The organism is Lysinibacillus boronitolerans JCM 21713 = 10a = NBRC 103108, assembly GCF_000772935.1.
GTDB lineage: Bacteria > Bacillota > Bacilli > Bacillales_A > Planococcaceae > Lysinibacillus > Lysinibacillus boronitolerans.
The window spans coordinates 84,488-108,468 of the sequence record NZ_JPVR01000078.1 but is presented as its reverse complement, the minus strand read 5'-3'; the positions used below and the strand labels follow the sequence as shown (position 1 = coordinate 108,468).

At 40.4% G+C, this 23,981-nt stretch carries 22 protein-coding genes and 1 other annotated feature; of the genes, 6 read left to right on the top strand and 16 right to left on the bottom strand.

Annotated features, from left to right (window positions below):
• Positions 1-80: 80 nt before the first annotated feature.
• The 5 genes from CD31_RS16025 to CD31_RS16005 form a co-directional block, all read right to left on the bottom strand.
• On the bottom strand, positions 81-251 hold the full coding sequence (locus CD31_RS16025) for a hypothetical protein (protein WP_016992674.1): 171 nt from the start codon (positions 249-251) through the stop codon (positions 81-83).
• 218 nt (positions 252-469) lie between these two features.
• Positions 470-619, bottom strand: coding sequence for a hypothetical protein (locus CD31_RS16020; protein ID WP_004230023.1), 150 nt, complete (start codon positions 617-619; stop codon positions 470-472).
• Between the two features lie 162 nt (positions 620-781).
• A complete protein-coding gene (locus CD31_RS16015; RefSeq protein WP_036079051.1) occupies positions 782-1,276 on the bottom strand; it encodes a DinB family protein in 495 nt (164 codons plus the stop codon).
• 59 nt (positions 1,277-1,335) lie between these two features.
• A complete protein-coding gene (locus CD31_RS16010) occupies positions 1,336-2,298 on the bottom strand; it encodes a tyrosine recombinase XerC (RefSeq protein WP_036079049.1) in 963 nt (320 codons plus the stop codon).
• Between the two features lie 311 nt (positions 2,299-2,609).
• On the bottom strand, positions 2,610-3,023 hold the full coding sequence (locus tag CD31_RS16005) for a hypothetical protein (protein WP_036079047.1): 414 nt from the start codon (positions 3,021-3,023) through the stop codon (positions 2,610-2,612).
• A gap of 76 nt (positions 3,024-3,099) precedes the next feature.
• Here CD31_RS16005 and CD31_RS16000 point away from each other — a divergent pair, with 76 nt between their 5' ends.
• The 3 genes from CD31_RS16000 to CD31_RS15990 all read left to right on the top strand — a co-directional run bounded on the left by CD31_RS16000 (position 3,100) and on the right by CD31_RS15990 (position 6,425).
• A complete protein-coding gene (locus CD31_RS16000; protein WP_036079046.1) occupies positions 3,100-4,590 on the top strand; it encodes a circularly permuted type 2 ATP-grasp protein in 1,491 nt (496 codons plus the stop codon).
• Complete coding sequence (locus CD31_RS15995; RefSeq protein WP_081977507.1) at positions 4,544-5,509, top strand: alpha-E domain-containing protein; 966 nt, start codon at positions 4,544-4,546, stop codon at positions 5,507-5,509. Before CD31_RS16000 ends, CD31_RS15995 begins: the two co-directional genes overlap by 47 nt.
• A gap of 61 nt (positions 5,510-5,570) precedes the next feature.
• On the top strand, positions 5,571-6,425 hold the full coding sequence (locus CD31_RS15990) for a transglutaminase family protein (protein WP_036079044.1): 855 nt from the start codon (positions 5,571-5,573) through the stop codon (positions 6,423-6,425).
• 43 nt (positions 6,426-6,468) lie between these two features.
• Here the strand turns inward: CD31_RS15990 and CD31_RS15985 are convergent, their stop codons facing one another.
• The gene (locus CD31_RS15985) at positions 6,469-7,344 is read right to left on the bottom strand and encodes a tyrosine-type recombinase/integrase (protein ID WP_036079042.1); all 876 of its coding nucleotides are present in this window, start codon (positions 7,342-7,344) and stop codon (positions 6,469-6,471) included.
• Positions 7,345-7,711: 367 nt separating this feature from the next.
• Between CD31_RS15985 and CD31_RS15980 the strand changes: the two genes are divergently transcribed.
• Positions 7,712-8,506: an enoyl-CoA hydratase/isomerase family protein gene (locus CD31_RS15980; RefSeq protein WP_036079040.1), complete on the top strand. Its 795-nt coding sequence runs from the start codon at positions 7,712-7,714 to the stop codon at positions 8,504-8,506.
• A gap of 46 nt (positions 8,507-8,552) precedes the next feature.
• Here CD31_RS15980 and CD31_RS15975 read toward each other — a convergent pair whose 3' ends face one another.
• Positions 8,553-9,368 carry an ATP-binding protein gene (locus tag CD31_RS15975; RefSeq protein ID WP_036079038.1) on the bottom strand — a complete coding sequence of 272 codons (816 nt, stop codon included), beginning with the start codon at positions 9,366-9,368 and terminating at the stop codon, positions 8,553-8,555.
• 14 nt (positions 9,369-9,382) lie between these two features.
• Entirely contained in the window at positions 9,383-10,264 is an 882-nt protein-coding gene (locus tag CD31_RS15970; protein WP_036079036.1) for an aminoglycoside 6-adenylyltransferase, read from the bottom strand.
• Positions 10,265-10,496: 232 nt separating this feature from the next.
• Here CD31_RS15970 and CD31_RS15965 point away from each other — a divergent pair, with 232 nt between their 5' ends.
• Positions 10,497-11,672, top strand: a complete 1,176-nt coding sequence (locus tag CD31_RS15965; protein ID WP_036079034.1) for an aminotransferase class I/II-fold pyridoxal phosphate-dependent enzyme — start codon at positions 10,497-10,499, stop codon at positions 11,670-11,672.
• A gap of 55 nt (positions 11,673-11,727) precedes the next feature.
• Here CD31_RS15965 and CD31_RS15960 read toward each other — a convergent pair whose 3' ends face one another.
• The 3 genes from CD31_RS15960 to CD31_RS15950 form a co-directional block, all read right to left on the bottom strand.
• On the bottom strand, positions 11,728-12,093 hold the full coding sequence (locus CD31_RS15960) for a cupin domain-containing protein (protein WP_016992685.1): 366 nt from the start codon (positions 12,091-12,093) through the stop codon (positions 11,728-11,730).
• Between the two features lie 97 nt (positions 12,094-12,190).
• The gene (locus tag CD31_RS15955) at positions 12,191-13,390 is read right to left on the bottom strand and encodes an AI-2E family transporter (RefSeq protein WP_016992686.1); all 1,200 of its coding nucleotides are present in this window, start codon (positions 13,388-13,390) and stop codon (positions 12,191-12,193) included.
• A 64-nt stretch (positions 13,391-13,454) separates the two neighbouring features.
• Positions 13,455-14,405, bottom strand: coding sequence for an LCP family protein (locus CD31_RS15950; protein WP_016992687.1), 951 nt, complete (start codon positions 14,403-14,405; stop codon positions 13,455-13,457).
• 174 nt (positions 14,406-14,579) lie between these two features.
• Between CD31_RS15950 and msrA the strand changes: the two genes are divergently transcribed.
• On the top strand, positions 14,580-15,101 hold the full coding sequence (gene msrA / locus CD31_RS15945) for a peptide-methionine (S)-S-oxide reductase MsrA (protein ID WP_081977511.1): 522 nt from the start codon (positions 14,580-14,582) through the stop codon (positions 15,099-15,101).
• 62 nt (positions 15,102-15,163) lie between these two features.
• On the opposite strand, the gene recQ is transcribed toward msrA, so the two are convergent.
• The 5 genes from recQ to CD31_RS15920 form a co-directional block, all read right to left on the bottom strand.
• Entirely contained in the window at positions 15,164-16,936 is a 1,773-nt protein-coding gene (gene recQ, locus CD31_RS15940; RefSeq protein ID WP_036079031.1) for a DNA helicase RecQ, read from the bottom strand.
• 7 nt (positions 16,937-16,943) lie between these two features.
• Positions 16,944-18,047 carry a TcaA NTF2-like domain-containing protein gene (locus CD31_RS15935; RefSeq protein WP_176408495.1) on the bottom strand — a complete coding sequence of 368 codons (1,104 nt, stop codon included), beginning with the start codon at positions 18,045-18,047 and terminating at the stop codon, positions 16,944-16,946.
• 248 nt (positions 18,048-18,295) lie between these two features.
• Positions 18,296-19,477, bottom strand: a complete 1,182-nt coding sequence (locus CD31_RS15930) for an MFS transporter (protein WP_036079026.1) — start codon at positions 19,475-19,477, stop codon at positions 18,296-18,298.
• A 130-nt stretch (positions 19,478-19,607) separates the two neighbouring features.
• Positions 19,608-21,281, bottom strand: coding sequence for an arginine--tRNA ligase (argS, locus tag CD31_RS15925; protein ID WP_036079023.1), 1,674 nt, complete (start codon positions 21,279-21,281; stop codon positions 19,608-19,610).
• A gap of 44 nt (positions 21,282-21,325) precedes the next feature.
• Positions 21,326-21,545: a binding site (T-box leader), on the bottom strand.
• Between the two features lie 80 nt (positions 21,546-21,625).
• The gene (locus tag CD31_RS15920; protein WP_036079021.1) at positions 21,626-23,512 is read right to left on the bottom strand and encodes an FAD-dependent oxidoreductase; all 1,887 of its coding nucleotides are present in this window, start codon (positions 23,510-23,512) and stop codon (positions 21,626-21,628) included.
• Positions 23,513-23,981 lie beyond the last annotated feature (469 nt).

The window sequence follows — 23,981 nt, the reverse complement described above, 5'->3', positions numbered from 1 at the left end:
GTACGTTTTGATGTCTTGTAAAATTTTTGTTAAAGTAAAATGCCTTACTGTCCCGCATAGGAAGTAAGGCATTTTAGATGTTAAGAGACCTCATATTCTATTGAACCCCCCGTTGATTTTGCCTGCTTGTTGTAGGCATCTAATTGCTCTTGAGATAAATTTAAAATGTAATAGTGAAAATTAATAGGCTCTAGCCCATGCTCCTCACATACTTGGCGATAAAATTCATAACCTTCTCGATAATCCGTCATCCTCATAACTTCCTTTCCCATTCGCTACTATAATATCTAGTTCATTTTGTTATATAACAGAAATATTATTTGTTTAAAAATATATAACAGACTACTATACTTGTCAATGAATTATCTGAAATTTCTTGCTGAAATCACGAAAGCCCAGACCATTTTATTTAGTATGGCTGGGCTTTTCATAAAATATTCACGGCGGCTTCCGTCATAATCACATCCCTTTAAATTCCTAATTGTTTTGCTTGCATATTGTAAGCTGAAAGTTGTTGCTGTGATAATTGTAATACATAATAGCGGAAAGAAATTGGCTCTAATCCGTAGCGCTCACACATTTCACAATAAAATTCATAACCATCACGATATTTTGACATTTAAAATTCCTCCTCTAACGAAATCTGTTTTATAACAGTTGTTATTATTTTTATTTAATATATAACAGATTATGTAGCACGTCAAGAGATTATAACAGAAAAATTGAATAACAATAAAAGGAATTTAGCTCACTCCCAGTGGCCAAATTCCTTTGATACATGCTATTTTCTAACGATTTCTTGTAATTGCTTGATATGACGCTGCTCATGCATATAGACCATTTCAATCCATTGGTCGAGTGGTAATTCTCCTAAGGCTGGGTGCTGCACAGCGCGCTTAGCTAATGCTTCGGGTTCCTCGATTGTTTGCAAAAAAGCGAGGAGGTTCTGTCTTGTTGTAGCGAGTAAATCCAGCATCGCTTGAACAGTGAAGGGCTCTTCTGCTGGCTCTACAATAGGCGGTGCTTGGAACTTTCTTGTTCGATCTAAGATGAGCTGCACATTTTTTCGAGCGGGTGTTGACTGTTCCTCTGCCTTTAATCCCCATGTAATGGCTTTCTTTGTTGCTTCCTCCACTAATACGAGATGGTGGCAGATTTGCGCTACACTCCAGCTTTGTGCATCTGGTTTCTTATTAAAGGTTGTATCGTCCAATGTGTGAATCTCCTGAAGCAATTGTGTTCTTGTGGCATCAAGATGATCTTTGACGTTTGACATACTTAGGCTACCCCTTTCATTAGGTCTTCTTCTATATATTCGATATGGAGGGGTGAAAATCATCTTTCACGAACAATATTAAATGGATTATTCTCTAACACATGCTGTAGCTGCTCATCTTCAATATGTGTATAAATTTGTGTGGTTGCCACGCTTGAATGCCCTAAAATGTGCTGCAAACTACGAATATCTGCCCCTGCCTTATACATCATCGTTGCAGATGTATGGCGTAGCTTGTGTGGTGTAAGACGTTCTTTTTGAAGACCTGACTGCTGATTAATGCGTTTAACGATTTTGGCAACGGTTTGACGTGTAAAGCGTGTTCCCTTTTGTGACACAAAAAGGGGCTCCTCGCCTTCTCCTTTATAGGGTGTCTTCCCACTGTTTTCATAGTCAGCAAGTGCCTGCATACAGCTATCATTTAAATAGACTGTGCGCTCTTTGTTGCCCTTCCCAATTACGGTTAAATAACGTCCTTGAATGGATGTCTTGTTAAGCTGACATAGCTCGGTGACACGTATTCCTAAATTTAAGAAAAACATCATCATGCAATAATTTCTCGGGGATGCCTGATTGCTTTTTATCCCATCTATAAATTGTGTAGCTTCTTGTAGGTTCATATAAATAGGTCGTTTTCTGCCTATCTTTGGTGTTTCTAATTCATCTGCTGGATTTTCCTCGATAAGTCGACGTTTGCCTTTTAAATATTTAAAAAAGGATTTTAATGTTGCCACTTTTCGCGCTCTTGCAGCAGCTGAATTGCCTCGCTGTACTTCGCAATATTCCATGAATAAATAAAGATCCTCTAATGTCATTTCGCGTATTTCTTCTATTGTAATAGTGCCAATATCAATGGTGGATAAATTCTCTATATCCAAATCCTCCTGGACAGCTTTGTAGAAGCGAAAAAATAAGGTCAGGTCATATTCATATTCTTTTCTTGTACGCTGGGACTTTCCTTTGATGGTTGTTAAATAGACAAGAAAATCCTTCATGAATTTTGGTTGCTTCGTTTTTTGCATGCTCATCACCTCTATTTTCTCTATTTTACCATGAAAAAACGTTCCCAAATATAAATTTGGGAACTTTATTGAAAAAAATGCCCTTTTTCGTACGTTAGAACAAATGTTCTGTTCGAAGGTAATAAAAAAACCCCTTTTTAAAAAGAGGATTTTTGTTACAACTATTTTGTGACAGTTATAGGATTTTAGGCATAAAGTTCTCGGTAAATGAATATTAAAATCTAGTAGACTTTATTTGCTGTGTGAGACGCTTCGAAAAAACAATAGATGGGTAACTGTCCATGTCGATTCGTCTCACAACGCGCATGGGATTATTTTACAAAAACTGAATAAGTCCCATCCTCTTGTTTTGTTAGTGACCAGTTTGTCGATAACATTTGCTGAAGTCTTGTGACTGTTTCCTCATCACACGTTAAATGCTGGATACCTGTTTCTAATAGTTGGTAATCCTTCCCTTCTTCTAATTGAAAGCGTAGCTGCAATAAACGTTGGATGCCTGGTAATGTTACATACTTGATTCGATAATGGCCATGGTATGCATTTAAGAACTGTTGTTCCCCTTCCTGATATAGAGCCATTGTCTCGCTAAATTCATAGTTTGGCACTTGTTCTTGCCAAGCTGACACATCCCCCGAACGCAAAGCTCGTAAAATTTCCTCGTCTGATAAATTTAATTTGGATAGTTTATCTAATTCATACGCTTGCATTAAATTAATGATGGTCATGGTTGTTAGCTCCTTTTATGTATTTATTCACAGTGTAACATGTTTTCACTACTACTTGAATTCGGAGGCGATCCATATGATGAATTTATATGATTCTAGTCTGTTTTTCGATGAAATGTTTGATGGCAATAAGCCAAAGCCTCATTATCGATCTTTTCATCATAAGCTAACCTTTTTTTCGCGGGAGCAACTTGAAGAAAAATACCGACAAGCGCAAGCGAGCTTTCTCAGACAAGGGATTACTTTTACGATATATGGTGCACAAGATGGAACAGAACGTACCATGCCTTTTGATTGTGTCCCAATTATTATTCCTCAAAGCAAATGGGCCATGATTGAAGCAGGTGTCAAGCAGCGCGTGGAGGCACTCAACAAATTTTTACAGGATGTTTATGGACAGCAAAAGATCTTTCAGGACGGTCTTATTCCGAGGCAGCTTGTTGAAAATAATCCTTATTTCAAACCAACCATGAGAGGACTTCAAGTACCAATTGCGAATCATATATTTTTAGCAGGGATTGATTTAATTCGGGATGAAAAAGGTGATTATCATGTACTCGAAGATAATTTACGCAACCCTTCCGGCATTTCCTATGTCTTTGAAAATCGGGATGTGATGAAGGAAGTATACCCTGAATTTTTCTCCAAGCATACGATTCGTCCTCTTGATAAACAGATGGCTTATATGAAAAAAGCACTTCTTGCACATCGCCCACCTTCCTTGCAAGCAGAAAGAGAGCCTAAAGCTGTGCTCCTGACAGCAGGCATGTACAATTCTGCGTATTATGACCATGTTTTTTTAGCCCAGCATTTAAACATCCAGCTCGTCGAGGGCCGCGATTTAGTTGTACAGGATTTGAAGGTCTATATGAAAACCATTTATGGCCTACAGCAAATCGATATTATTTATCGTCGAATTGATGATGACTTTTTAGATCCTACTGTCTTTCGTGAGGATTCTTTATTAGGTGTTCCACATTTAATGGCTGCTTATCAAGCAGGTCATGTATCCATCTTGAATGCCGTTGGGAATGGGGTGGCAGATGATAAAGCAATGTATGCCTATGTGCCTGAGATGATTCGCTATTATTTACAGGAAGAACCTATTCTACCAAATGTGAAAACCTATCATCTTGGAGATGACAGTCAGCGTGAATGGGTGCTAGAGCATATACACGAGCTCGTTATTAAAAATGTAGGAGCCTCTGGTGGCTATGACATGTTAATTGGTCCACATGCAAATAAAGAAGAGATTGCTTTGTTTAAGCAAAAAATTATTGATCAGCCCTATCAATATATTGCACAACCAACGATTAAATTGTCCAGAGCCCCTGCCTTCCAGAATGGGCGATTTTATCCTTGCCATGTTGATTTACGTGTTTATGTTATGAAGGGTGAGGATTGCTATGTGTTGCCTGGCGGTTTATCTAGAGTGGCACTACAAGAAGGGTCTCTTGTTGTGAATTCCTCTCAAGGGGGCGGTGCAAAGGATACGTGGATTTTAAAGGAGGAATTGCAGCATGCTAAGTCGAGTAGCCGACGCGTTGTACTGGATGGCACGTTATAGTGAACGTACACAAACAAATGCACATATATTACAGGTACAGCTGTTGAATATGTTGGAGCAATCAGGGCAAGAACATGATTATATTGATCATTGGGAGGCTGTTTTAAATATTTGTGCCTCTAAGGAGGAGTATTTAGCAAATTACACAACGATTCGTGTTAATCCATTGATTGATTATCTTCTGTTTTCTGAGAAAAACGGTAATGCCCTTCATGCCACATTACGTGCTATTAGGGAAAATGCACGAGTTACACGTGATAGTATGCCAACGGAACTTTGGGAAATTCAAAATTCCTTTTATTTAACAAAGCAACAGTCCATACTAAAAAGAGAGCGACCTATTCCACTCATTGCCCTTCAAGATTTTTTACAGGATGTTCGAAAGACTTTATGGATGGAGACAGGGCTAATTGAGGGTACAATGGATCGCGATCTTCCCTTCTATTTTATGCAGGTCGGCAAATGGCTTGAACGAGCAGAAAAAACCATTCGGATGATCGTTGTAATCGTAGAACAACAGAAGCTAACAGGCACGTCACTGTTAGAGGATGATGGTACCTTTTTATTGGATCTTTCCGCAGCTAGAGAATCCTACATGCGGAAGCATCGCCAGACCAATTTACTAACGGTCATTCGGTATTTAGTCCAAGATGTGCATTTCCCATGTTCTGTGATGTTCTGTGTAAAGAAAATAGAAGAAGCCATAACGGCTATTGAACACGATTCTTTATCCTCACGATTTTTAACGCTTCAGTCGGATATTAGTAGCCTCGTTCTTGCAATCGATCATATTGATTTTTGGCAAATGACTATTGAGGAAACCCTAAAACTGATGGAGGAAAGATTGTCTCAATGTATGGCTTTTAGTGATGCCTTTTCGACAATCTATCATTTATATGAACCCAGCGTACAACCTTGAAAGGAATTCACCACAGCTCCCTTTCAACAGGCAAGTCAGTAAGCAGAAGGAAGCGGACACGATGAAATTTGAAATTCAGCATACAAATATTTTTCAATATGAGTCTGAAGTCGATCAAAGCTTGAATACGATTCGTTTAAAGCCGCGTAGCGATGAGCGTCAGCGATTATTATCTTATCGAATTGCCATCACGCCATCCTCCCTAACCCGTGAGCATACGGATATTTGGGGCAATACAGTTGGTTCTTTTTATATACCAGAGCAACATCAAATACTAGAAATTCATACATCTTCAATTGTTAGTATTCAACGAGCACCATTTATTCATCGTATACAATATTCACCCGAAATGCAGACAATCTTTCACTCACAGCTATTCTATGAGCATTATTTACCGTATTTAAAAGCAACACATTTTACATTTATGACAGAGCAACAATTAGAGGAAGTTTATCATGCGATCGGTCATGCTGAAAATCCTGTGCTCTTTTCGCTTAATTTAATGCAGTATTTATATGCTAGCTTTGAGTATGACCCGACCGCAACAGATGTCACGACAACAGCAAGTGAAGCTTTTGCACTAAAACGGGGCGTTTGTCAGGACTTCACCCATGTCATGCTTGCTGTTTTACGGGCGAAAGGAATACCGGCTCGCTATGTCAGTGGCTATCTATATGTCGATGAAAACTCTGCCCTCATCGGCGATATTGCAACACATGCCTGGGTAGAGGTCATGATTCCAGGCATTGGCTGGATCGGTCTTGATCCCACAAATAATGTGGAAGTATTAGAAAACCATATTATTTTATGTATTGGTCGCGATTATAGTGACATTAGCCCTGTGGAAGGTGTATATTCTGGAGGCAAGCATGATTTAACAGTGAAAGTGAATGTCAAAGCATTGAATCATTTATAAAAGGCGTGCAGTAATGGTGATAAATCGCGATTACTGCACGCTTTTATTCTAGGCGCTGCTGTCTTTCTGTTAGCACCCATTTTCGTACATAGCCCATTTCTTGTTGAATATGCTCCAGGGTTTTTTCCTGTTGAAACGCCCGTTGCATCACCGTATAACGCAAGTCAGTGGCTCTTACATTCTTCCCTATATCTTGGGATATCGTTTGAAAAATGCGTTCAACTGTTTTCGTAGTAATTGGCTTCGCTATACTTGCCTCGCTTACCCAAACCCATTCTCCCACCTCTTGCTCATGTAAATTGCTCGTCTCTTTTTTATACTGTGCTAGCATGTCCATGAGGATCGGTGAACACTTTATTTCTCGACGTCCATTTCGATTGGCTATAAAAAGCGTCTCTTTTTCTTCATTAAAGTGAGTCCATTTCATGCGAACGAGCTCGGCAGGCTTACAACCCGTTTCCATCAACACTTGAACGATACAGCCATTGCGTCTTGCCAGCCATGCATGCTCCTGTGTTTTAGCATATTGAAAATAGGTTGGCCATACGTTAGCAATTTGCATGATCTGCTTGTTTGTTAGTGCTTGCAGTGTCTCTTTTTGTCTTTTTTTCGGCTGTAAAAGATGCTGATAATCATAAGGCTCCACCCATTCTCGTAAAAAAATAAAGTCCACAAAGCCTCGCAATGTCGCTATTTTATGGTTAAACGTGTTGATATTACTATAGGTGTCCTTTAAATAGTCGCAGTAGAGCTGTAATAAATGTTTCAATTGATGATCTACATACAAGTAGTTTTGCTTATGGGCGAATGTTAAAAATTGCTGCCCATCCATATTGTATTGTTTTTTTGTGGCAGCACTTTTTTTCAATGATTGCAGCATTAATACATAGCTATTCCATGCGTCCTTGAGTGTAACCATATCGCCCCTCCTTGTTGACTTTGCGTGATTTATTTATATTTTACTATATTTTGGGTGCGTAGGTTTAATTTCATTTTATTATATTGTAATGTCGGATAATCTGTATTTCCATAACATAAACCCGCTTCTACCATTTAAATGCCCCTTACATAATGAAGAAACATATGTTCCGAAAGTAGTTTCTCATAATTTTTGCTTTCTTACAATAGTAAATTCCGCTCCCCTGTTGTAGTACAATAAATGCTTACTATTCCCTACATTCTTGTATAACAACGCAATTTTATGTGAAAATTCGTATCATTTCGTGTTTATCGTTGATTGTGTTATATAATAAAGGTAGACACTAACATGTAGGAGGCTTTCCGATATGCAAGTAAAAACGACTCGACTGGAAGCAGAAGATGCTAAAATTATTTATCAAGAAACAGCTGGACTAGCGATAATTACGATTCATCGACCACAAGCAAAAAATGCATTAACCGCAAACATGTGGGATCAATTAGCCAAGATTGCCCTACAAGTATTAGATAATCCGAAAAATAAAGTACTAATTTTACGGGGCTCTGGCCAAAACTTTACAGCAGGCTCTGATATTAAAGAGTTCAATGCCATTTCTCTTGAACAAGCTGAAGAAGCCTTTGTACATATGGAAAAAACTATTTCTACCATTGAGCGTCTCCCGATTCCAACGATTGGCGTCATCAATGGGCCTGCGATGGGTGCTGGCTTGGAATTAGCCTTGGCCTGCGATATCCGCATTGGCTCGGACAAGGCCAAGCTCGGTATTCCTGTCGGTAAATTAGGAATCACCTTAAACAACAAATTTGCACAGCGTTTAGTCCAGCTCGTTGGCCCTGCCACAACCAAGGATTTAGTCTTTACAGGACGAATGTTTAAAGCAGAGGAAGCCTTCAAGCTTGGAATGCTTAACTACCTAGTAGCTGAAAAAGATTTAAATAAATACATGATTCGTATGGGTAAGCTTGTTGCAGGAATGTCGCCTGAATCCTTACTTGCTGTGAAGCAATCTGTTCAAGAATGTCTCGATAGTGTGCCGACCTTATGGCAAGGCTCTTCGCCATTTGTAGGCAGTGATTTCGCAGAGGGTTGTCGTGCCTTTGTGGAAAAACGCCAGCCACGGTTCACCCGCCAACCAAAGTAAAAAACAGGTACTCTTAACGCCAACGTGCGCGCAGAGTACCTGTTTTTTACGCTTTTTTCTTTTGCAAAGCCGTTTTCACATGTACATGAATAGCATCTAATTCATAGCCAAAATGTAGATAAAAGTCTTGCTGCACAGCTTGTTGTAATGCCAATAAACGTGCTGCTAGTGGATAATCGATCGGTAGCTTTACCTGAATAGTGAGGATAGCTTGAACCTGATCTCCTAGCACAAATTGTGCCTGCTCCACCTTTTGTACAATTGCCTGTTGGCTACAGCAGTATGTCAGTAGCTGTACATAAACATGCTTGCTGATTTCTATATATTCCCGCTGAAAATCAGGGCGTACAATTGTCGTTTCTCCGATTTTTTCACGTTTCGATGAAAAAATCTCCATGCCCTTTTGCACCAATCGTTTAAAGAAATTTTGCTCCACTTGTCTATATGGAATTGGCATAACATGCTTACCCTGTGTTTGACGGATAAAGCGTGCTTTTTGAATATCTTTCAATGAGCGGACATCTTCCACATCATAATAGCGTTCAATCGGACCTAGCTCTAGCTGCTTGGCAATACTATTCGTCATTTTAGTCGATGTGCCTATCAGTAAAATAGACTGTACCTGATGATGAGCTAGCGCCTTTTGGACAGCCTCACGATGGACAGGATCTGTAAAAATGGCGCGTCGTACAGCGGTAATCGTATTTTTTTCAAATTTTGCAGAAACGCCTGCAACCCTGACACCATTCACAATGAGTAATCCATCATCAACAATGGCCTCCACCCCTAATTTATGGGCAAAGGCCAGCGCACTTGTACTTTTGCCTGTGCCACTTGGTCCACTTAATGAATAAACCTTCACTGCCCTCTTCCCCCTTACAATATCGTTTTCGCATCTGGTGGTAATGTACGTACATGCTTCAAATAGGCTGACATATGGGCATCATCCTCGTGAGGGTACGCGAACTGAAAGTGATGGGCTACCTCCTTTGCGATACTTCGAAAGAGTGTGCATGCCGCAAACAGGGCATTCCACATGTTAGCATAATCAGCGTCGGCATAGGTTTTTACGTACAATGCCCAATAATTAGCTGGCACATAATTTTTTAAATACTTCCCCATTTTGCCCGTAGATATCTGATAATGATGGTGCTGACCAATCCACCAATTAAGCATTTGATGCAAGGACTGCCTTGTCGTTTCCTCAAACATTTGCTTGGCATATGGGAGTTCGTCTCGCCAAATGCCCTTGGCTACATTTTGTAAACACCACCAAAAATCATTCGTACAGCTAGCAAATTGCCCCACAGTTGGTGGACTAATATGATAGTCACAATCTGAGGATGGAGAGATAGGTGGCAAAAGCTGATCCTTATCGAGTAAAGGGACGGTCAGCTTGTCTTGCCCATACTCATCTAGCATAGCTTGTATCGATAATAAGCGAAGGTCAATGCGATGCCCATCCTTCAGTAGCATTAAATATGTATAGCTATAAGTAAAGTCTTTGTCCAAGCCAAGCCCCTTATCCAATCGATCAGGCTCCTGCATCATCAGCCGCTCGCCAAATACGTGAATCCATTTGTCATCTTGTAAGAAAGAGGCTATATCTGTTACGACATACACAACATCAAAATCTTGAAACATATCCCTTGGAACATTCGGATTTGCTCTTGAGCCATTTAGGTAAACAGCACGAATTCTAGTGTCCTGTTGTGCAGTGGCCAGGATTAAATCATACATTTCTTGCTCTGTTCTCATAAGACTCCCCCCACCTGAAAAGCTTTATACCCAGTATAATACACTTTCCTCTTTGAAGAAATTTATAGTAGCTTCTCCCAATAGTAGAAAATCTTTTTTCGCTAGTCTATGCACACATCCTCTTCATTATATAAATATTTTCTTTTTTCAGAATATCTGTCCCTTTCTGCGCTTCAGTATGATAAAATGTGAACTACTATTCTGTTATACAACTACAAGGAGTGTACTAGTTTTGAAAATCGTACCATCTAAAAAAATGTCATTATTTACACCAGCAATTTTCGGAGATTTGAAAAATTTTGCTCGAGAACAGCAAGCAAAGGGCATGACCTTAATTGACCTAAGCTTAGGCAGCCCTGATCTTCCTCCACATGCCAAAATACGTGAGCATCTTTCCTTTCGTGCAGGTTTAGCTGAATCTTACGGCTATACACTGACTGGCACACAGCGTTTTTATGACGCAGTAAGTCGCTACTATAAGCGTCGTAGTAATGTTGATTTAGATCCCGCGACAGAAATTATTCAAACCATTGGATCGCAAGAAGGCTTAGTGCATTTACCAATTGCCTTTTGTGATCCAGGAGACATCGTCTTATCCACAAACCCAGCTTATGTAGCGTATGACGCAGGGATTCACTTAGCTGGCGCAACACCTTATTACATGCCTCAAACAGCCGACAACGATTATTTACCTGATTTAGACGCTGTACCAGAAGAAATTGCACAGAAAGCAAAGCTATTGATTTTAAACTTACCAGGAAATCCTGTACCAGCGATGCCGTCACTAGCGTACTTTGAAAAAGTCATCGCCTTTGCTAAAAAGTATAATATCATCGTCCTCCATGATGCAGCCTATTCAGAGTTCTATTTTACGGGAGATGGCCCTATTAGCTTCCTAGCTGCACCAGGAGCAAAAGAGGTCGGTATGGAGATTAACTCCCTCTCTAAAAGCTTTAGTCTTGCCGGTACACGTATTGCCTATATCGCAGGAAATGCAGAAATGATCGCTGTTATTAAGCAATTAAAATCAAATTTAGATTTCGGTATTTTCGAGCCTATTCAGGATGCGGCTGTCGTCGCACTGGATAACGCTGAGGAAATTACGGAAAGCTTACGTGCCACTTTCTCTGAGCGCCATAAAACGCTAATGAATGGCTTACAAGCTTTAGGCTGGGAAGCAGCACCCTCTGATGGTGGAATGTTCGTATGGGCTAAATATCCCTATGCTATCGATTGCACAGAATTAGCCTTTCAATTGATTGAACAAGTAGGCGTTGTCACAGTTCCAGGAACCGTATTTGGTACAGCTGGACAAGGCTATTTACGTTTAGCATTAGTCCAACCAAAGGAACTTCTACAAGAAGCAGTGGATCGCTTAGCAAAAGTACAGTTATTAGCAAAGCAATAATTAGTCAATGTAAAAACCCTTCTAACATTTAGTTGGAAGGGTTTTTCTATGATAGTTAAATCCACACATCATTTTCAGCGGTAAGCGCTGATTGCTCCTCACCTGTATTCACGACACCCATTGGCTCTACAAGCAGAATTTTACACTCCGAAGCAGCAAAGGGTTTATGTTCCACATTGCGAGGAACCACAAACATCTCTCCTGCGTGCAAGCTTACCTGGCCATCTCGGAATTCGATGATTAAATGCCCCTCAAGGACAATAAACACCTCATCCGTATCCTCATGCTTATGCCAAACAAAATCCCCCTGAACTTTAACGAGTTTGAATTGATAATCGTTCATTTCAGCAATGACCTTTGGAGACCAATGCTCTTGAAATTTAGCCAATTTCTCTTGAAAATTGATCGGTATGTATGCCATTTCCTTTCCCCCTTGTTTTAGCTCTACTAATAGAATAGCATAATGCGATTTTCCACAGCAAAAAACAGCTACTGCGTTGCTAGCAGTAGCTGTTTTGTTAGATATCATATTTTTGATGAACGTCATCTTCGTAGCGGTTATAGCGCTGCTTAAAGAGCTTGAATAAATGCGTGACAAGTACCTTAAAGATCGCATAGCCAGGAATCCCTAAAATAACACCTGGGACACCAAATAACGAGCCTGCCGTTAATAGCACAAAGATAATCGTAATTGGATGAATACTGAGTGATTTCCCCATAATTTGCGGAGAAATGAACTTTCCTTCGATTAACTGAACGATTGTCCATACAATCGCTAGCTTAATCAGCATCAATGGGGATGTAACAAGAGCGATAATGACTGCTGGTGTGATCGCAATAACGGGTCCTAAATAGGGCACCACACTTGTAATCATCGCAAGGAAGCCGAGCAATAAAGCATACTTCATGCCAATAATTAAGAAGCCAATCGTCACCATTGCTCCAATACACATGGATACTAAAATCTGTCCCTGTATGTACGAACTAATTTGCTTGTCCATGTCATGGAAAATCTCAGTTACCTCTTTACGCATACGTGGCGGGCACACTTTCAGCATAAATTTCGGTAATTTTTCGCCCTCTTTTAGTAAATAAAACAGGATGAATGGCACCGTTACAAGTGATAGCACAATACCTGTTAACGTTGATAGGAAGCCCGTAATACCAGATGCCACACCCTGCGCTACATTGGTCGCCATATCCTTCACTGTTTTTACCATATCCGTTGTGAAGTTATTCAAAACTTCATCAAAATTAAAACTAATTTTATCTAAGTACTCATTAAAACGTGAATGATTCAGGAATTCTACAATGTTTTGCGTAAATGCCATAAAGTACTCTGGGAATTCCTGTGCTAAATTCGTGAACTGATCGCGTAAAAATGGATAGACTAGCACCACAAGTAATGTAATGACACCAATGACCGCAATATAGAGGATTAAAATACCCCATATCCTTGGGATACGCCATCGTACCAGAATTGCCAGCAATGGGCGTAATAAATAGTAGCCAATGACGGCTAGTACCCCAGGTAAAATGACTACTTCAAATAAAACTTGTAGCGGGGTAAAGATAAAGGAAACTTGATTAAACATAAAAATAACACATGCCACCAGTAATAAAATCACTAGTGTAAATAATAGGTTTCTACCACCTAAAAAACGAATAAACTTGGTTGCTAACAGGCTTGAACGCTCTTTTGGTCTCTCTTTTTCCATATATCCACCCCAATCCAAATGCTCTACCTTTATATTACAGGATAATGCTGGTTTTTGCGAAACATCACTCTAGTGAAATACCTAAAAAATCACTTAAAAAGGCTTTGTTTTGCTCTACATCGATGACAATGGAATCGCCCGCATGGCTAAAGTTTTGGAATCGATAGCTCCCCTCGATAGGGATGGTTGCTTTCTCAATGTTTACCTTGCCCTTTGATAGCAATTTTAGCACTTGCTGCATTTCCTCAGTAGATGAATAATCTGTTGTGATATAGCCCTGTGCCGCACCAACAAATTTTGGTAAATGCAGCATATTCGAAGGTGTTAATAACTCTGTTTTTAATGCTTCAATTACTTTTTGCTGACGTGCAACACGCCCAAAATCACCTTCTGCATCATGACGGAAGCGCGCATAGCCTAGTAGCTCCTGACCATTTAAACGATGAACACCTTGCTTTAACTCTACCCCAATATTTTCAGACATATCCTTTTCAACATCCATTTCCACACCATTTGGTGCTAAAATATCCACTAATGATTCAAAGTTTTTAAAATCAATCAGTGCATAATGATGGATCGGTAGGCCAAACATATTTGTCAATGTATCCTTTAATAGCTGAACACCGTCTAGGTAGTAGGCTGTATTAAGCTTATAGGATTGATAGCCTGGTATATCCGCGTAAATATCACGCATAAAGGATACGAGTTTAATATCGTTATTTGCTTTATTCCAGGATAATACCATCATTGTATCGGTACGTGATTTTTCTTCACCACGTGTATCGACCCCTAAAATCAAATAGTTTTCGATATCCCCTTTGATGCTATCACCCGTAAAATCTTCCTGTGCAACTTTGGTGTCGTTGGCTAACTCAAGCCCGCTGCGATATTGCATGACCGAATAGCCGACAATCACAATGATACACAATAGTAATAGTGTAAAAAATGCTCTCCCTTTACGTAATCGACGCTTTTTAGGACGTTGGGAGCGTCTTGTATAATCTTGCTCTTCCATAACAACTAACTCCTCTATTTTGATATAGTTAATGTAACGATTGATTAGCTAGAAAGTTTCATTTTAAAAAGGATCTATTCCATGTTTTTCTATCTAAACGTTATTTTACACCCATTTGCACAGTTTGGCGTAAAACAATGCTATAATATTTTCACAAAAGAAAGGATGATTCAAATGATAGAAAAAGCGACATTTGCTGGTGGCTGTTTTTGGTGTATGGTCAAGCCATTCGTCGAGTGGGACGGTATACATAAAGTCACTTCAGGCTATATGGGTGGCCACCTAGAAAACCCAACCTATGAAGATGTCAAAAAAGGAACGTCAGGTCATTTAGAAGTAGTAGAAATCGAATTCGACCCTGCTATTTTTAGTTATGAGCAGCTCCTTGATATTTATTGGATGCAAATTGACCCGACGGATGCGTATGGACAATTCCATGACCGTGGCGAATCCTATACAACCGCTATCTTTACCTATACAGATGAGCAAAAGCAAATCGCAGAGGCCTCGAAAGAAAAGCTTGCCAATAGCGGACGCTTTGATAAACCTATTGTAACCAAAATTCGCAATGCTGAACGCTTCTACCCAGCAGAGGACTATCACCAGGATTATTATAAAAAAGAGGCAGCACACTATCAGCAAGACCGTGCCGTTTCTGGGCGAGATACATTCATTGCGAAGCATTGGGAAAAATAATAAAGAAAGAGGGGTCTCACAAGCTGGAGACACCTCTTTTCTATGCGATGGCAACAAATTTATTAGACGGAGGCCTCTAAAAACGATTGTAGTGCGTCAAAGAAGCGTTGACCATACTTCTCATATTTCACTTCCCCTATACCACTCACCTGTCGTAAATCCTCCAATACGGTTGGTCTTTTATCACATAGATCACGCAATGTTTTATCGGAAAATACAACAAATGGCGGTACCTTTTCCTCATCAGCAATCTCTTTGCGTAATACCCGTAAGTGTTCGAATAATGGATCATTATCCACCAGCTTCTTCACTGTGACAGCTTCCTTCCGCATGACCTGTCGATTGCCAAGCAGCACTTCCTTGCCTTCAGCCGATACATAAATTGTTGGGAATGTACCGTGCTTCACGGCCAGCAAGCCCTCTGCAATTAAAAATTCGATAAAGTTGGAGACATCCTTTGAGGCATATTGTCCTTTTAAAATGCCATAGGTCGATAAACGGGCAAAGCCAAATTCAGCTATTTTTTGATTTTTAGAGCCAATTAACACTTGTGCCACCATGGTCTTACCAAATTTTTGTCCCATACGCACAACACAGGCCAGCACCTTTTGCGCATCCTCTGTCACATCTGTCACTGCTCGCCCGTCAATACAGTTACTACAACGCCCACATGGCTCCTCCTCTACTTCTCCAAAATACGCTAAAATCGCATTCTGTAAGCAGCCCTCTGTATGGCAATAATCGACCATTGTTTGTAGTTTAGCTAGCTCCTGTGTAATACGTGCCTCATCCTGTGACTGTTCGATAAGAAAACGCTGTGTTTGAACGTCCCCTGAAGCATACAGTAAAATGCAGGCACTTGGCAGACCATCTCGGCCAGCACGGCCCGCTTCCTGGTAATAGCTCTCCATATTACGAGGCATTTGATAATGCAACACAAAGCGCACATTACTTTTATCAATCCCCATACCAAAAGCATTCGTTGCCACCATGATACGTGCCTCATCTTTTAAAAACCGCTCCTGCTCAGCCATCCGCAAGCTCTCTGATAGACCTGCATGATATTTTGCAACGGCTTCACCAGAGCGGCTCAGCACATCATAAATGGCGTCCACCGCTTTTCGAGTAGCTGCATAAATGATGCCCACTTCCTGTTTATTTTGTTGTACATAATTTTTTACATACCGTTCTTTATTTTCACCAATTAACACCGAAAGTGCCAAATTCTCACGTGAAAAGCCTGTCATGACCGTTGCCTGCTCATCAATCGCTAACAATTGACGAATATCATCACAAACCGTTGGCGTTGCCGTGGCTGTCAGCGCTAAAACAGTGGGCTTTTGTGGCCATAGCGTAAAAAGCTTGTGGATCGAACGATAGCTTGGTCTAAAATCATGCCCCCATTGCGATATACAATGGGCCTCATCCACCGCAAGTAATGGGACAGATAAATACGACAATGCTTGAAGAAACGTCGTACTTTCCAGTCGTTCAGGTGCAATATAGAGGAGCTTTAAATAACCCGCACGAGCAAGCTGCATGGTTTCATCTACTTCCTGTGCTGTCAGCGTACTATTGATATAGGCTGCTGGAATATTCGCTGTACGTAAAGCCTCCACCTGATCTTGCATCAGTGAAATCAGAGGCGAAATTACGATGGTTAACCCCTCAAGCATTAACGCTGGAATTTGATAGCAAATGGATTTCCCTCCACCTGTTGGCATGACACAAAGACTTGACTGCCCTCGTAATGTTTGTTCAATAATTTGGGCTTGTCCTTGGCGAAAGGTATCATAGCCAAAATGATGCTGTAGCATTTGTCTAGCTTGCTCCATGCAAAATTCACTCCTTGTTTGTGAGACCAAGTAGCTTGTACTCGCCCTGTTCATTTTTTTCTAACTCATACACCATATTGGAGTAGGCAAGTGCCTCCTGTCCAGCAGCATTCGTTAGGATATATTCCGTTTTAGCCTGTACGATAAGACGCTGTCCCTCTACACGAATTGCCTGAATATCCGTGTCGGAGAAATGAATTTTGGCTTGCTTGGAAGCATAATAGGCAACCATACTAGCCAAGGTTTCTTGTATAGCCTCTGTGCCGACAATCGATTTCATCACACTTGCATCCTGAGTTGTCACTGCCCCCTTTAAATGCTTGTGAAACGTATCTAAAAATAGCTTAATTTCATCGGTATTATATGCAAATACATTTTCTCCATATTGTTCGATTGCTTGCTGTACAGCTTCTTTATCCCCTTGTTCAATATAGGGGTACAAGTTTTTCGATTGGGAAAGTCGTACACTGGCTGTCATGCCCTTTTCAATCCATTCATCAATGGATCCTTGGAATTCCTTTATAGGCAATATGTATGGCTGGGATTCTCCTTGCTGTTGTCGATTAAAATATAGACCGACAATGGCGCCATTTTCAGCCTCCATAACAGGGCTTCCTAGAGGTATCGATTGTTCTGCTTCTATATAATAAGCCGCAACTTTATCTTGGTATTTTTGAATCGTATAGGGTAAGCCATTCACATAAACAGCTAGCTGATTGAGCTCACCTTCATATAGCTTGGGCACTTGCACATCCGCTTGATAGGTTACTCGTAACAGGGCCATATTATAGGCGGTTGACATAACATGAATAGTTGCTGCTACCAGCTTGTCCTGACCAAATTGAACAAGGGCAGTTGGCTTGGATGCCACTAGTGCGCCATTCGTTAAAATATACAGTTGATCATCCTGTTGTCTGATAATAATGCCTGCTCCAACACCATGCTCTCCAATCACTTTGACCTCTGGGACAATTTTTTCCTGTTGCTTCGTCACAGCTCCCTCTGTTTCCACCTCTGCCTTTTTATTTTGAAACCATCCTGTCCCTATTTGACTGTCGCAGCCTGCTAAAAGAAAAGCTGTCGCTCCTAAAATGAGCACTTTTTTATACATACCTTCACCAAAACTTTCTTTTCTACATTCTCTCTTCTCTATCATAATCAAGGACTAGTAATGTTTCAAGTTTACATAATATTATTATAAGTTAATTAATATTAGAAAAATGTAGCAACTACCCTAAAGTCATTTCTTTCTACCCATTAATATTGGGGAAAGACGAAATTTGCTATGAGGATGGAAGGATAACATACCCACAAAATAATTTTCACATAAAAAGACATGTGCAACCTGACACATGTCTCTTACAATGATTTTTTCCTTAATAGTCCTGTCGTTACTAGAATGCCGAGCATTAATAGTACAAAGATCAGATACGTCCATGTATGGTTGCCAGTTAGGTCATAGCAAACGCCTATTAGAATGGGGATAATGGCACTTACCATAAAGCCACCTGCCAGCACCATAGATGACCAACTAGTGGCCTCCTGATCATTTTTGGCTTCATCAAGAGGCAACAATAGGCCGATTGGAAACAGCCCACTTAACACAATACCAATTAATAAAACAGCCAGCCATAGGTAAATACCTGATGTCAGCCACAGCAGCATAAATCCTATCACGCCAACAAAGCTTAACACTAGTAGCCATGCCATTCGACTGGGCCATTTTTCCATGAACATTGGTACCGCCATATTCCCTATCATTTGTACAATCGACATAATGGTCAGCATGGTACTTGCTGCCTCTAATGACAGGCCTTTATCCTGCAATAGCGGTGTAAGCCATGACATGATTGAGAAAAAAAGTGATGTTTGTAAACCAAAGTACAGTAAGATTACCCAGGCACGTCTAGATGTCCACGGATTACGGACATCTTCTGACGCAGTTACTTGGTGTAGCTGCTCGTTGTGTTCGGATGGAATTGCCGCTAGCCAGATAGCGAGAGCAACTATCGCAAGGATTGACCACATACCAAGGGCGATTGTCCAGCTATTACTGAAACCCTGATAAAAGGTCACGGTTAAGGCTGCACTTAAAGTAGCCCCTACGCCAATACCGAATGAATAGATACCGACAACTGTCGTAAAGCGTTCTGGAAACTTTTTCTTAATATAAGCATTTAAAATAGGACCAATCATTGCAATCGCTAAGCCTGCCGCAAAGCTTGTCACGATGAGCAAGAGATAGCTTGCTTGGAAAAAGCGTAGCCCATTCGCGACGACCAGGATAGCCATTAAAAGGGTGATAGCTGATTTCGTGACCATTTTTCGCTGAAGTGGGACAGCCAATGGAGCAAATAATCCCATACAAAAAACGGGAATCGCTGTGAGAAAGCTCATGCTTGTATTCGAGACATGTAAGGATGTCATGAGGATGTTAAAAAGAGGTCCTATTCCCGTGACGGCTGGTCTCATATTAAGTGCAACAAAAAATATACTAATGACTACGAAGGTGAGTGAAATGGTCCATTGTTTTTTAGCCATTTATTCGATCCTCTCTACTATTACGCAGCCTTCATTTATGAAAAGCTTGCATGGATTCCTCTATCCTTTTATCATGTTTTCAAAGGATGGTCAATCATTGGCCAGTTTGCCTTTAAATGGCTATTGTTTATTACATATTTTCTGGTGCTTCAATACCTAATAAGGCTAATGACTCTTTTAAAACAATCGCGACACTCTGACATAGTGCAAGACGGGATGCTTGCTGTTCATCATCTGCTACTATTTTGTGCTGTGCATAATATTTATTGAATAAGCGTGCCAATTGTAAGGCATATTTCGCTATTTGAGACGGATCAGCCTGCTCAAAAGCCATAGCTGCCGTTTTGGGAAACTGTTCTAGTAATAAGATAATCGGCCAAGCCAGCTCTCCTAAAGAATTCAATATCATATCTTGATTCGGAGCTTTCGCTTTATCTAAAATAGAGCAAATACGCGCATACGTATACTGTACATATGGACCTGTTTCGCCTTCAAAATTCATCATCTGCTCGATTGAAAATTCAATATCGTTTAGACGATGGTATTTTAAATCATTAAAAATTACCGCTCCAACCCCCACTTGCTGTGCTACTTGCTCTTTATTTGAAAGATGAGGATTTTTCTGCTCAATATTACGCTTTGCCGTCGCAATAGCCTCAGCTAGCACATCTGCTAATAACACCACCTTGCCTTTACGAGTCGACATTTTTTTGCCATCCTTCAGCATCATGCCAAATGGGACATGCTGCAGATTCTTTGCCCAAGGATCGCCCATTTTTTCGATGACCTGAAAAAGTTGTTTAAAGTGGAGGGACTGCTCATTACCAACGACATAGAACATCTTTTCGGGCTGATAGTGCTGTTGACGATACAGGGCGGCTGCTAAATCACGCGTCGCATACAGCGTGGCACCATCCGTTTTCGTTATTAAACATGGAGGCATCTCCTCCATCTCCACAACATACGCACCGTCTGATTCTACGAGTAGCCCTTTGTCTTTTAGCGCTGTCACAACGGGCGTCATTTTGTCATTGTAAAAGGCTTCACCTGTAAAGGCATCAAAATCAATTCCTAACAGCTTATAGATTGTTTGAAACTCATCTAATGACACATCTCGGAACCATTGCCACAATGCTAGTGCCTCTGCATCACCATCCTCCAATGCTTTAAAGGCTGCACGAGCCTGTTCATTCAATGTTGGATCTTGCTCTGCCTCTTCATGAAATTTCACATAAATCTTTAGCAACTCCTTAATCGGTGACGCTGAAATAGCCTGTTTGTCCCCCCAAAGCTGATAGGCAACAATAAGCTTACCAAACTGTGTACCCCAGTCCCCTAAATGATTGATACGAATCGCTTGATAGCCATTTTTCTCTGCTATATTTGCTAAGGCATTGCCGATAACCGTTGAACGTAGATGTCCCATCGAGAAGGGCTTGGCAATATTAGGAGATGAAAAATCCAAGACGACCGTTCCCATCTTTGTTGAGATAGTACCATATTGTTGCTTATCGCGCAGAATCTTGCTCAACACCTGTTGCGTTACCTGTTGCTGAGCTAGAAAAATATTGACATAGCCACCAACGGCTTGCACACGCTCGATACTGTCATGGTTTAATTGACTTGCTATTTGTGCTGCAATACTTTGTGGAGACTGTTTCCACACTTTTGCTAGGGTAAAGCATGGAAAGGCCACGTCCCCTAGCTCCAAGCTTTTTGGTTTTTCTAATAGTGACAATATTTCCTCCCCTGTTATTTGCTGCTTTAATACGACTGCTATTCTATCGGCGATTTGTTTATTCATCTTGCTCCTCCTCCTATCCAAATAAAAAAGCCCTCGCCTCTATAATTAGAGACGAGAGCATGATAATCCCGTGGTACCACTCTAGTTGCCATGTGACATGACCACTTTCCATTGTTAACGAGGTGACGCCCCGCTATTCTCTACTACTATTTCGAGAATCTTCTCCAAAGTGCGCTTCATTCATGGTTCCTGCATTAGGCTCCCACCATCCCTAACTCGCTTGCCAGTCTTCCCATCAATTACTCTCTTTTTCATCGAATTTTTCTATGATTTTGACATATATTACAGGACTTCCTTAGCAGCGTCAACCTTTTTTATGTTGCCCATTCGGCAAAAAACGCTCCTCACAATGAGGAACGTTTTTTTTCTACATAATGAATAACATCAGCCATAATGGCATACATCTCTTTTAATTTTAGTTTCTTATTATGAGAGATTTTTTTGGCTACTTGCTCAGTGACGATTCCTTTTTCAACTAACGTATCCCAGCTAGTCGCATTGGATTCACCGATGAGGACATCAGCCAAATATTGGGCTAGCTCATCTCGCTCAATGGGTTCATCACCTTGATTATAAACTTTATTGATAACAATTTCGAGCTGATCCTTCATTCCTGATGCACTTTCTCCACCAGCACGTAGCATACTCTCTTTTAACATTTTCGCAAACTTTATTTTTGTCGCCTTACTATCTACTTTTAGGTCATTATCATAGCCACCCACTACAAGGCCGTAATTAATGAGCGTTTGAATGGCTTTATCATACCATTCTCCTTGATATGGGTACTCAATTGAAAATGAATCAACATAGGCACCTTGTTTAGCCAATTGCTTTTGTAATGTAGCAATTAATTGTTTATCCTTGCTCATGTCTCTAAAGGTTACATCATGCTTCTGTGCAAGAGCAGCCGCAGTCCCAGCCGCTTCACCTGTCACCATCCCTGTTGGAACAATACGTGCACTACCAGCCGCGAGTGATGAGTAACCAGCAGAGCGTCCGACAACCAGTAAGCCATCAATGTCCTTCGGTACTAATGAACGGAATGGAATGGCATATTGCTTTGGTGATGCGATCACATAGCCGTAATCATGAGGCGTTTGCGCTTGCACATCGACTGGATAAGAGGCAATGCCAATGCTATCCCACTGATCACTATTTTTCCAAAGGTCTGCCATTGGTAATTGATACTCTGCCCAAATATGTCTTGTTTCTCGGACGTAGAGTTCTTCTGGATAGCTAACAATTTCAGCCTTTTCAAATCCTGGGAAGTTTGTTTGTAAATATTTTAGAATGTGTAACGTTTCTTTCTTTCCAGTGGCAATGGCCGCTTGTTTGGAGGATTCATTCAAGCCATCAATACCAAAAATCTGTAAGGCATTGATGAAATATTCATCATCTACACGAGCTAAGTTTAACCCTCGTAATCTTGTACCCTCTTGTAATGGCTTGTATTCATCATGCAGCTTTGTAAAGCCCCACATAACGGTATGATTTAAATTAGCACCGCCAAATACACCAGACTTAGCCGCTTTTTTTACTTCATCCCAATCGACATTTTTTAGATGCAGCATTAAAGTCACAGCCATACGCTTATCCTTTATGCCAATATCTTCTCCACCCACAAAGAATGGAACGCCTGACATGGCTGCAAAATCAGCATCCTGTGTAGCATCTATGAAAGATTTCCCCGTCACAACATATGTACCGTACTTATTTTTTAATTCCACGGACGTTAATTGTTGTTGTTTAACATTCGCTTTCACGATCTCGGTTTGCACGGATAAAGTTAAGTTGGGCTCTTCATCGATCAGCTTTTTAAAGGCTGCCTTAGCACCTACAATGCCAAAAGCGTCATTCCCTCTAACAAGCTCATGCCATTCCTTAAATATTCCCTCACTTATTGAGTTGTTATGGCCATCACGAGGAATGTCGAGGAAATTCAGCATACCATATGTAAATAATCCACCTAACTCTTGTCGTTTTTCGACCAACAATGTTTTCGCACCATTTCGAGCAGCAGCAACAGCAGCAGCAACACCCTCTGGTTCACCACCAATGACAATAACATCATATTCTGCCTCTATATGTTCAATTGGTTCTGGCTTTTTATACTCATCCACTAATTTATTGTATGCCATTGAGTTTGTTATTTCTTTAATAAAATAGTAGCTACCAAACCCAAGTAAAACTACTATTACACAAGTGGCTGTCCATAATAAGCCCTTACCCATAATATACCTCCAATTGTTAAATTTACCATCAATGTGTTTATTTAATCATCATTCCCGCCTCAAGGGCTGAATGTCCTAGTTGAACGCAGGCATATCATTACCACAAATGAATAATTTTTTTGCTTATAGCATTCTCTATGAAATTATCATCAAGATAAATGAATGAAATCATTTATGAGGATTGTGATGTTTTTAGTCTAACATTAGCAACATCAATCTAGGATAAATGAAAGAGCCACGAGTAGCTGGCATTCAAAACGGGGATGGGCTTGTGGGCACCAGTGATGATTTACTTGACATATAAACAGTCAGAATCATTTTAGACGAAACCTTTGTAAATAAGCAACTAAAATCCCCATGGAAAATGATGTCATTTTTCTATTCTTTTTCAAAAATAGTTAATCACACTACAATAGACGCTCCACTCTCAAAGAAAGTTACACCAAATTTAATTTTTTTATTGTATCTT

Bases quoted from the DNA above. Each gene is read 5' to 3' on its own strand.
- CD31_RS15930 (WP_036079026.1), bottom strand. From the start codon at position 19,477: ATGGCTAAAAAACAATGGACCATTTCACTCACCTTCGTAGTCATTAGT.
- CD31_RS15985 (WP_036079042.1), bottom strand. From the start codon at position 7,344: ATGGTTACACTCAAGGACGCATGGAATAGCTATGTATTAATGCTGCAA.
- CD31_RS16020 (WP_004230023.1), bottom strand. From the start codon at position 619: ATGTCAAAATATCGTGATGGTTATGAATTTTATTGTGAAATGTGTGAG.
- CD31_RS15920 (WP_036079021.1), bottom strand. From the start codon at position 23,512: ATGGGTAAGGGCTTATTATGGACAGCCACTTGTGTAATAGTAGTTTTA.
- CD31_RS15950 (WP_016992687.1), bottom strand. From the start codon at position 14,405: ATGGAAGAGCAAGATTATACAAGACGCTCCCAACGTCCTAAAAAGCGT.
- CD31_RS15955 (WP_016992686.1), bottom strand. From the start codon at position 13,390: ATGGAAAAAGAGAGACCAAAAGAGCGTTCAAGCCTGTTAGCAACCAAG.
- argS (WP_036079023.1), bottom strand. From the start codon at position 21,281: ATGAATAAACAAATCGCCGATAGAATAGCAGTCGTATTAAAGCAGCAA.
- CD31_RS15990 (WP_036079044.1), top strand. From the start codon at position 5,571: ATGAAATTTGAAATTCAGCATACAAATATTTTTCAATATGAGTCTGAA.
- msrA (WP_081977511.1), top strand. From the start codon at position 14,580: ATGATAGAAAAAGCGACATTTGCTGGTGGCTGTTTTTGGTGTATGGTC.
- CD31_RS16015 (WP_036079051.1), bottom strand. From the start codon at position 1,276: ATGTCAAACGTCAAAGATCATCTTGATGCCACAAGAACACAATTGCTT.
- CD31_RS16010 (WP_036079049.1), bottom strand. From the start codon at position 2,298: ATGCAAAAAACGAAGCAACCAAAATTCATGAAGGATTTTCTTGTCTAT.
- CD31_RS15935 (WP_176408495.1), bottom strand. From the start codon at position 18,047: ATGTATAAAAAAGTGCTCATTTTAGGAGCGACAGCTTTTCTTTTAGCA.
- CD31_RS16000 (WP_036079046.1), top strand. From the start codon at position 3,100: ATGATGAATTTATATGATTCTAGTCTGTTTTTCGATGAAATGTTTGAT.
- CD31_RS15980 (WP_036079040.1), top strand. From the start codon at position 7,712: ATGCAAGTAAAAACGACTCGACTGGAAGCAGAAGATGCTAAAATTATT.
- CD31_RS15970 (WP_036079036.1), bottom strand. From the start codon at position 10,264: ATGAGAACAGAGCAAGAAATGTATGATTTAATCCTGGCCACTGCACAA.
- CD31_RS15995 (WP_081977507.1), top strand. From the start codon at position 4,544: ATGCTAAGTCGAGTAGCCGACGCGTTGTACTGGATGGCACGTTATAGT.
- recQ (WP_036079031.1), bottom strand. From the start codon at position 16,936: ATGGAGCAAGCTAGACAAATGCTACAGCATCATTTTGGCTATGATACC.
- CD31_RS16005 (WP_036079047.1), bottom strand. From the start codon at position 3,023: ATGACCATCATTAATTTAATGCAAGCGTATGAATTAGATAAACTATCC.
- CD31_RS15960 (WP_016992685.1), bottom strand. From the start codon at position 12,093: ATGGCATACATACCGATCAATTTTCAAGAGAAATTGGCTAAATTTCAA.
- CD31_RS16025 (WP_016992674.1), bottom strand. From the start codon at position 251: ATGACGGATTATCGAGAAGGTTATGAATTTTATCGCCAAGTATGTGAG.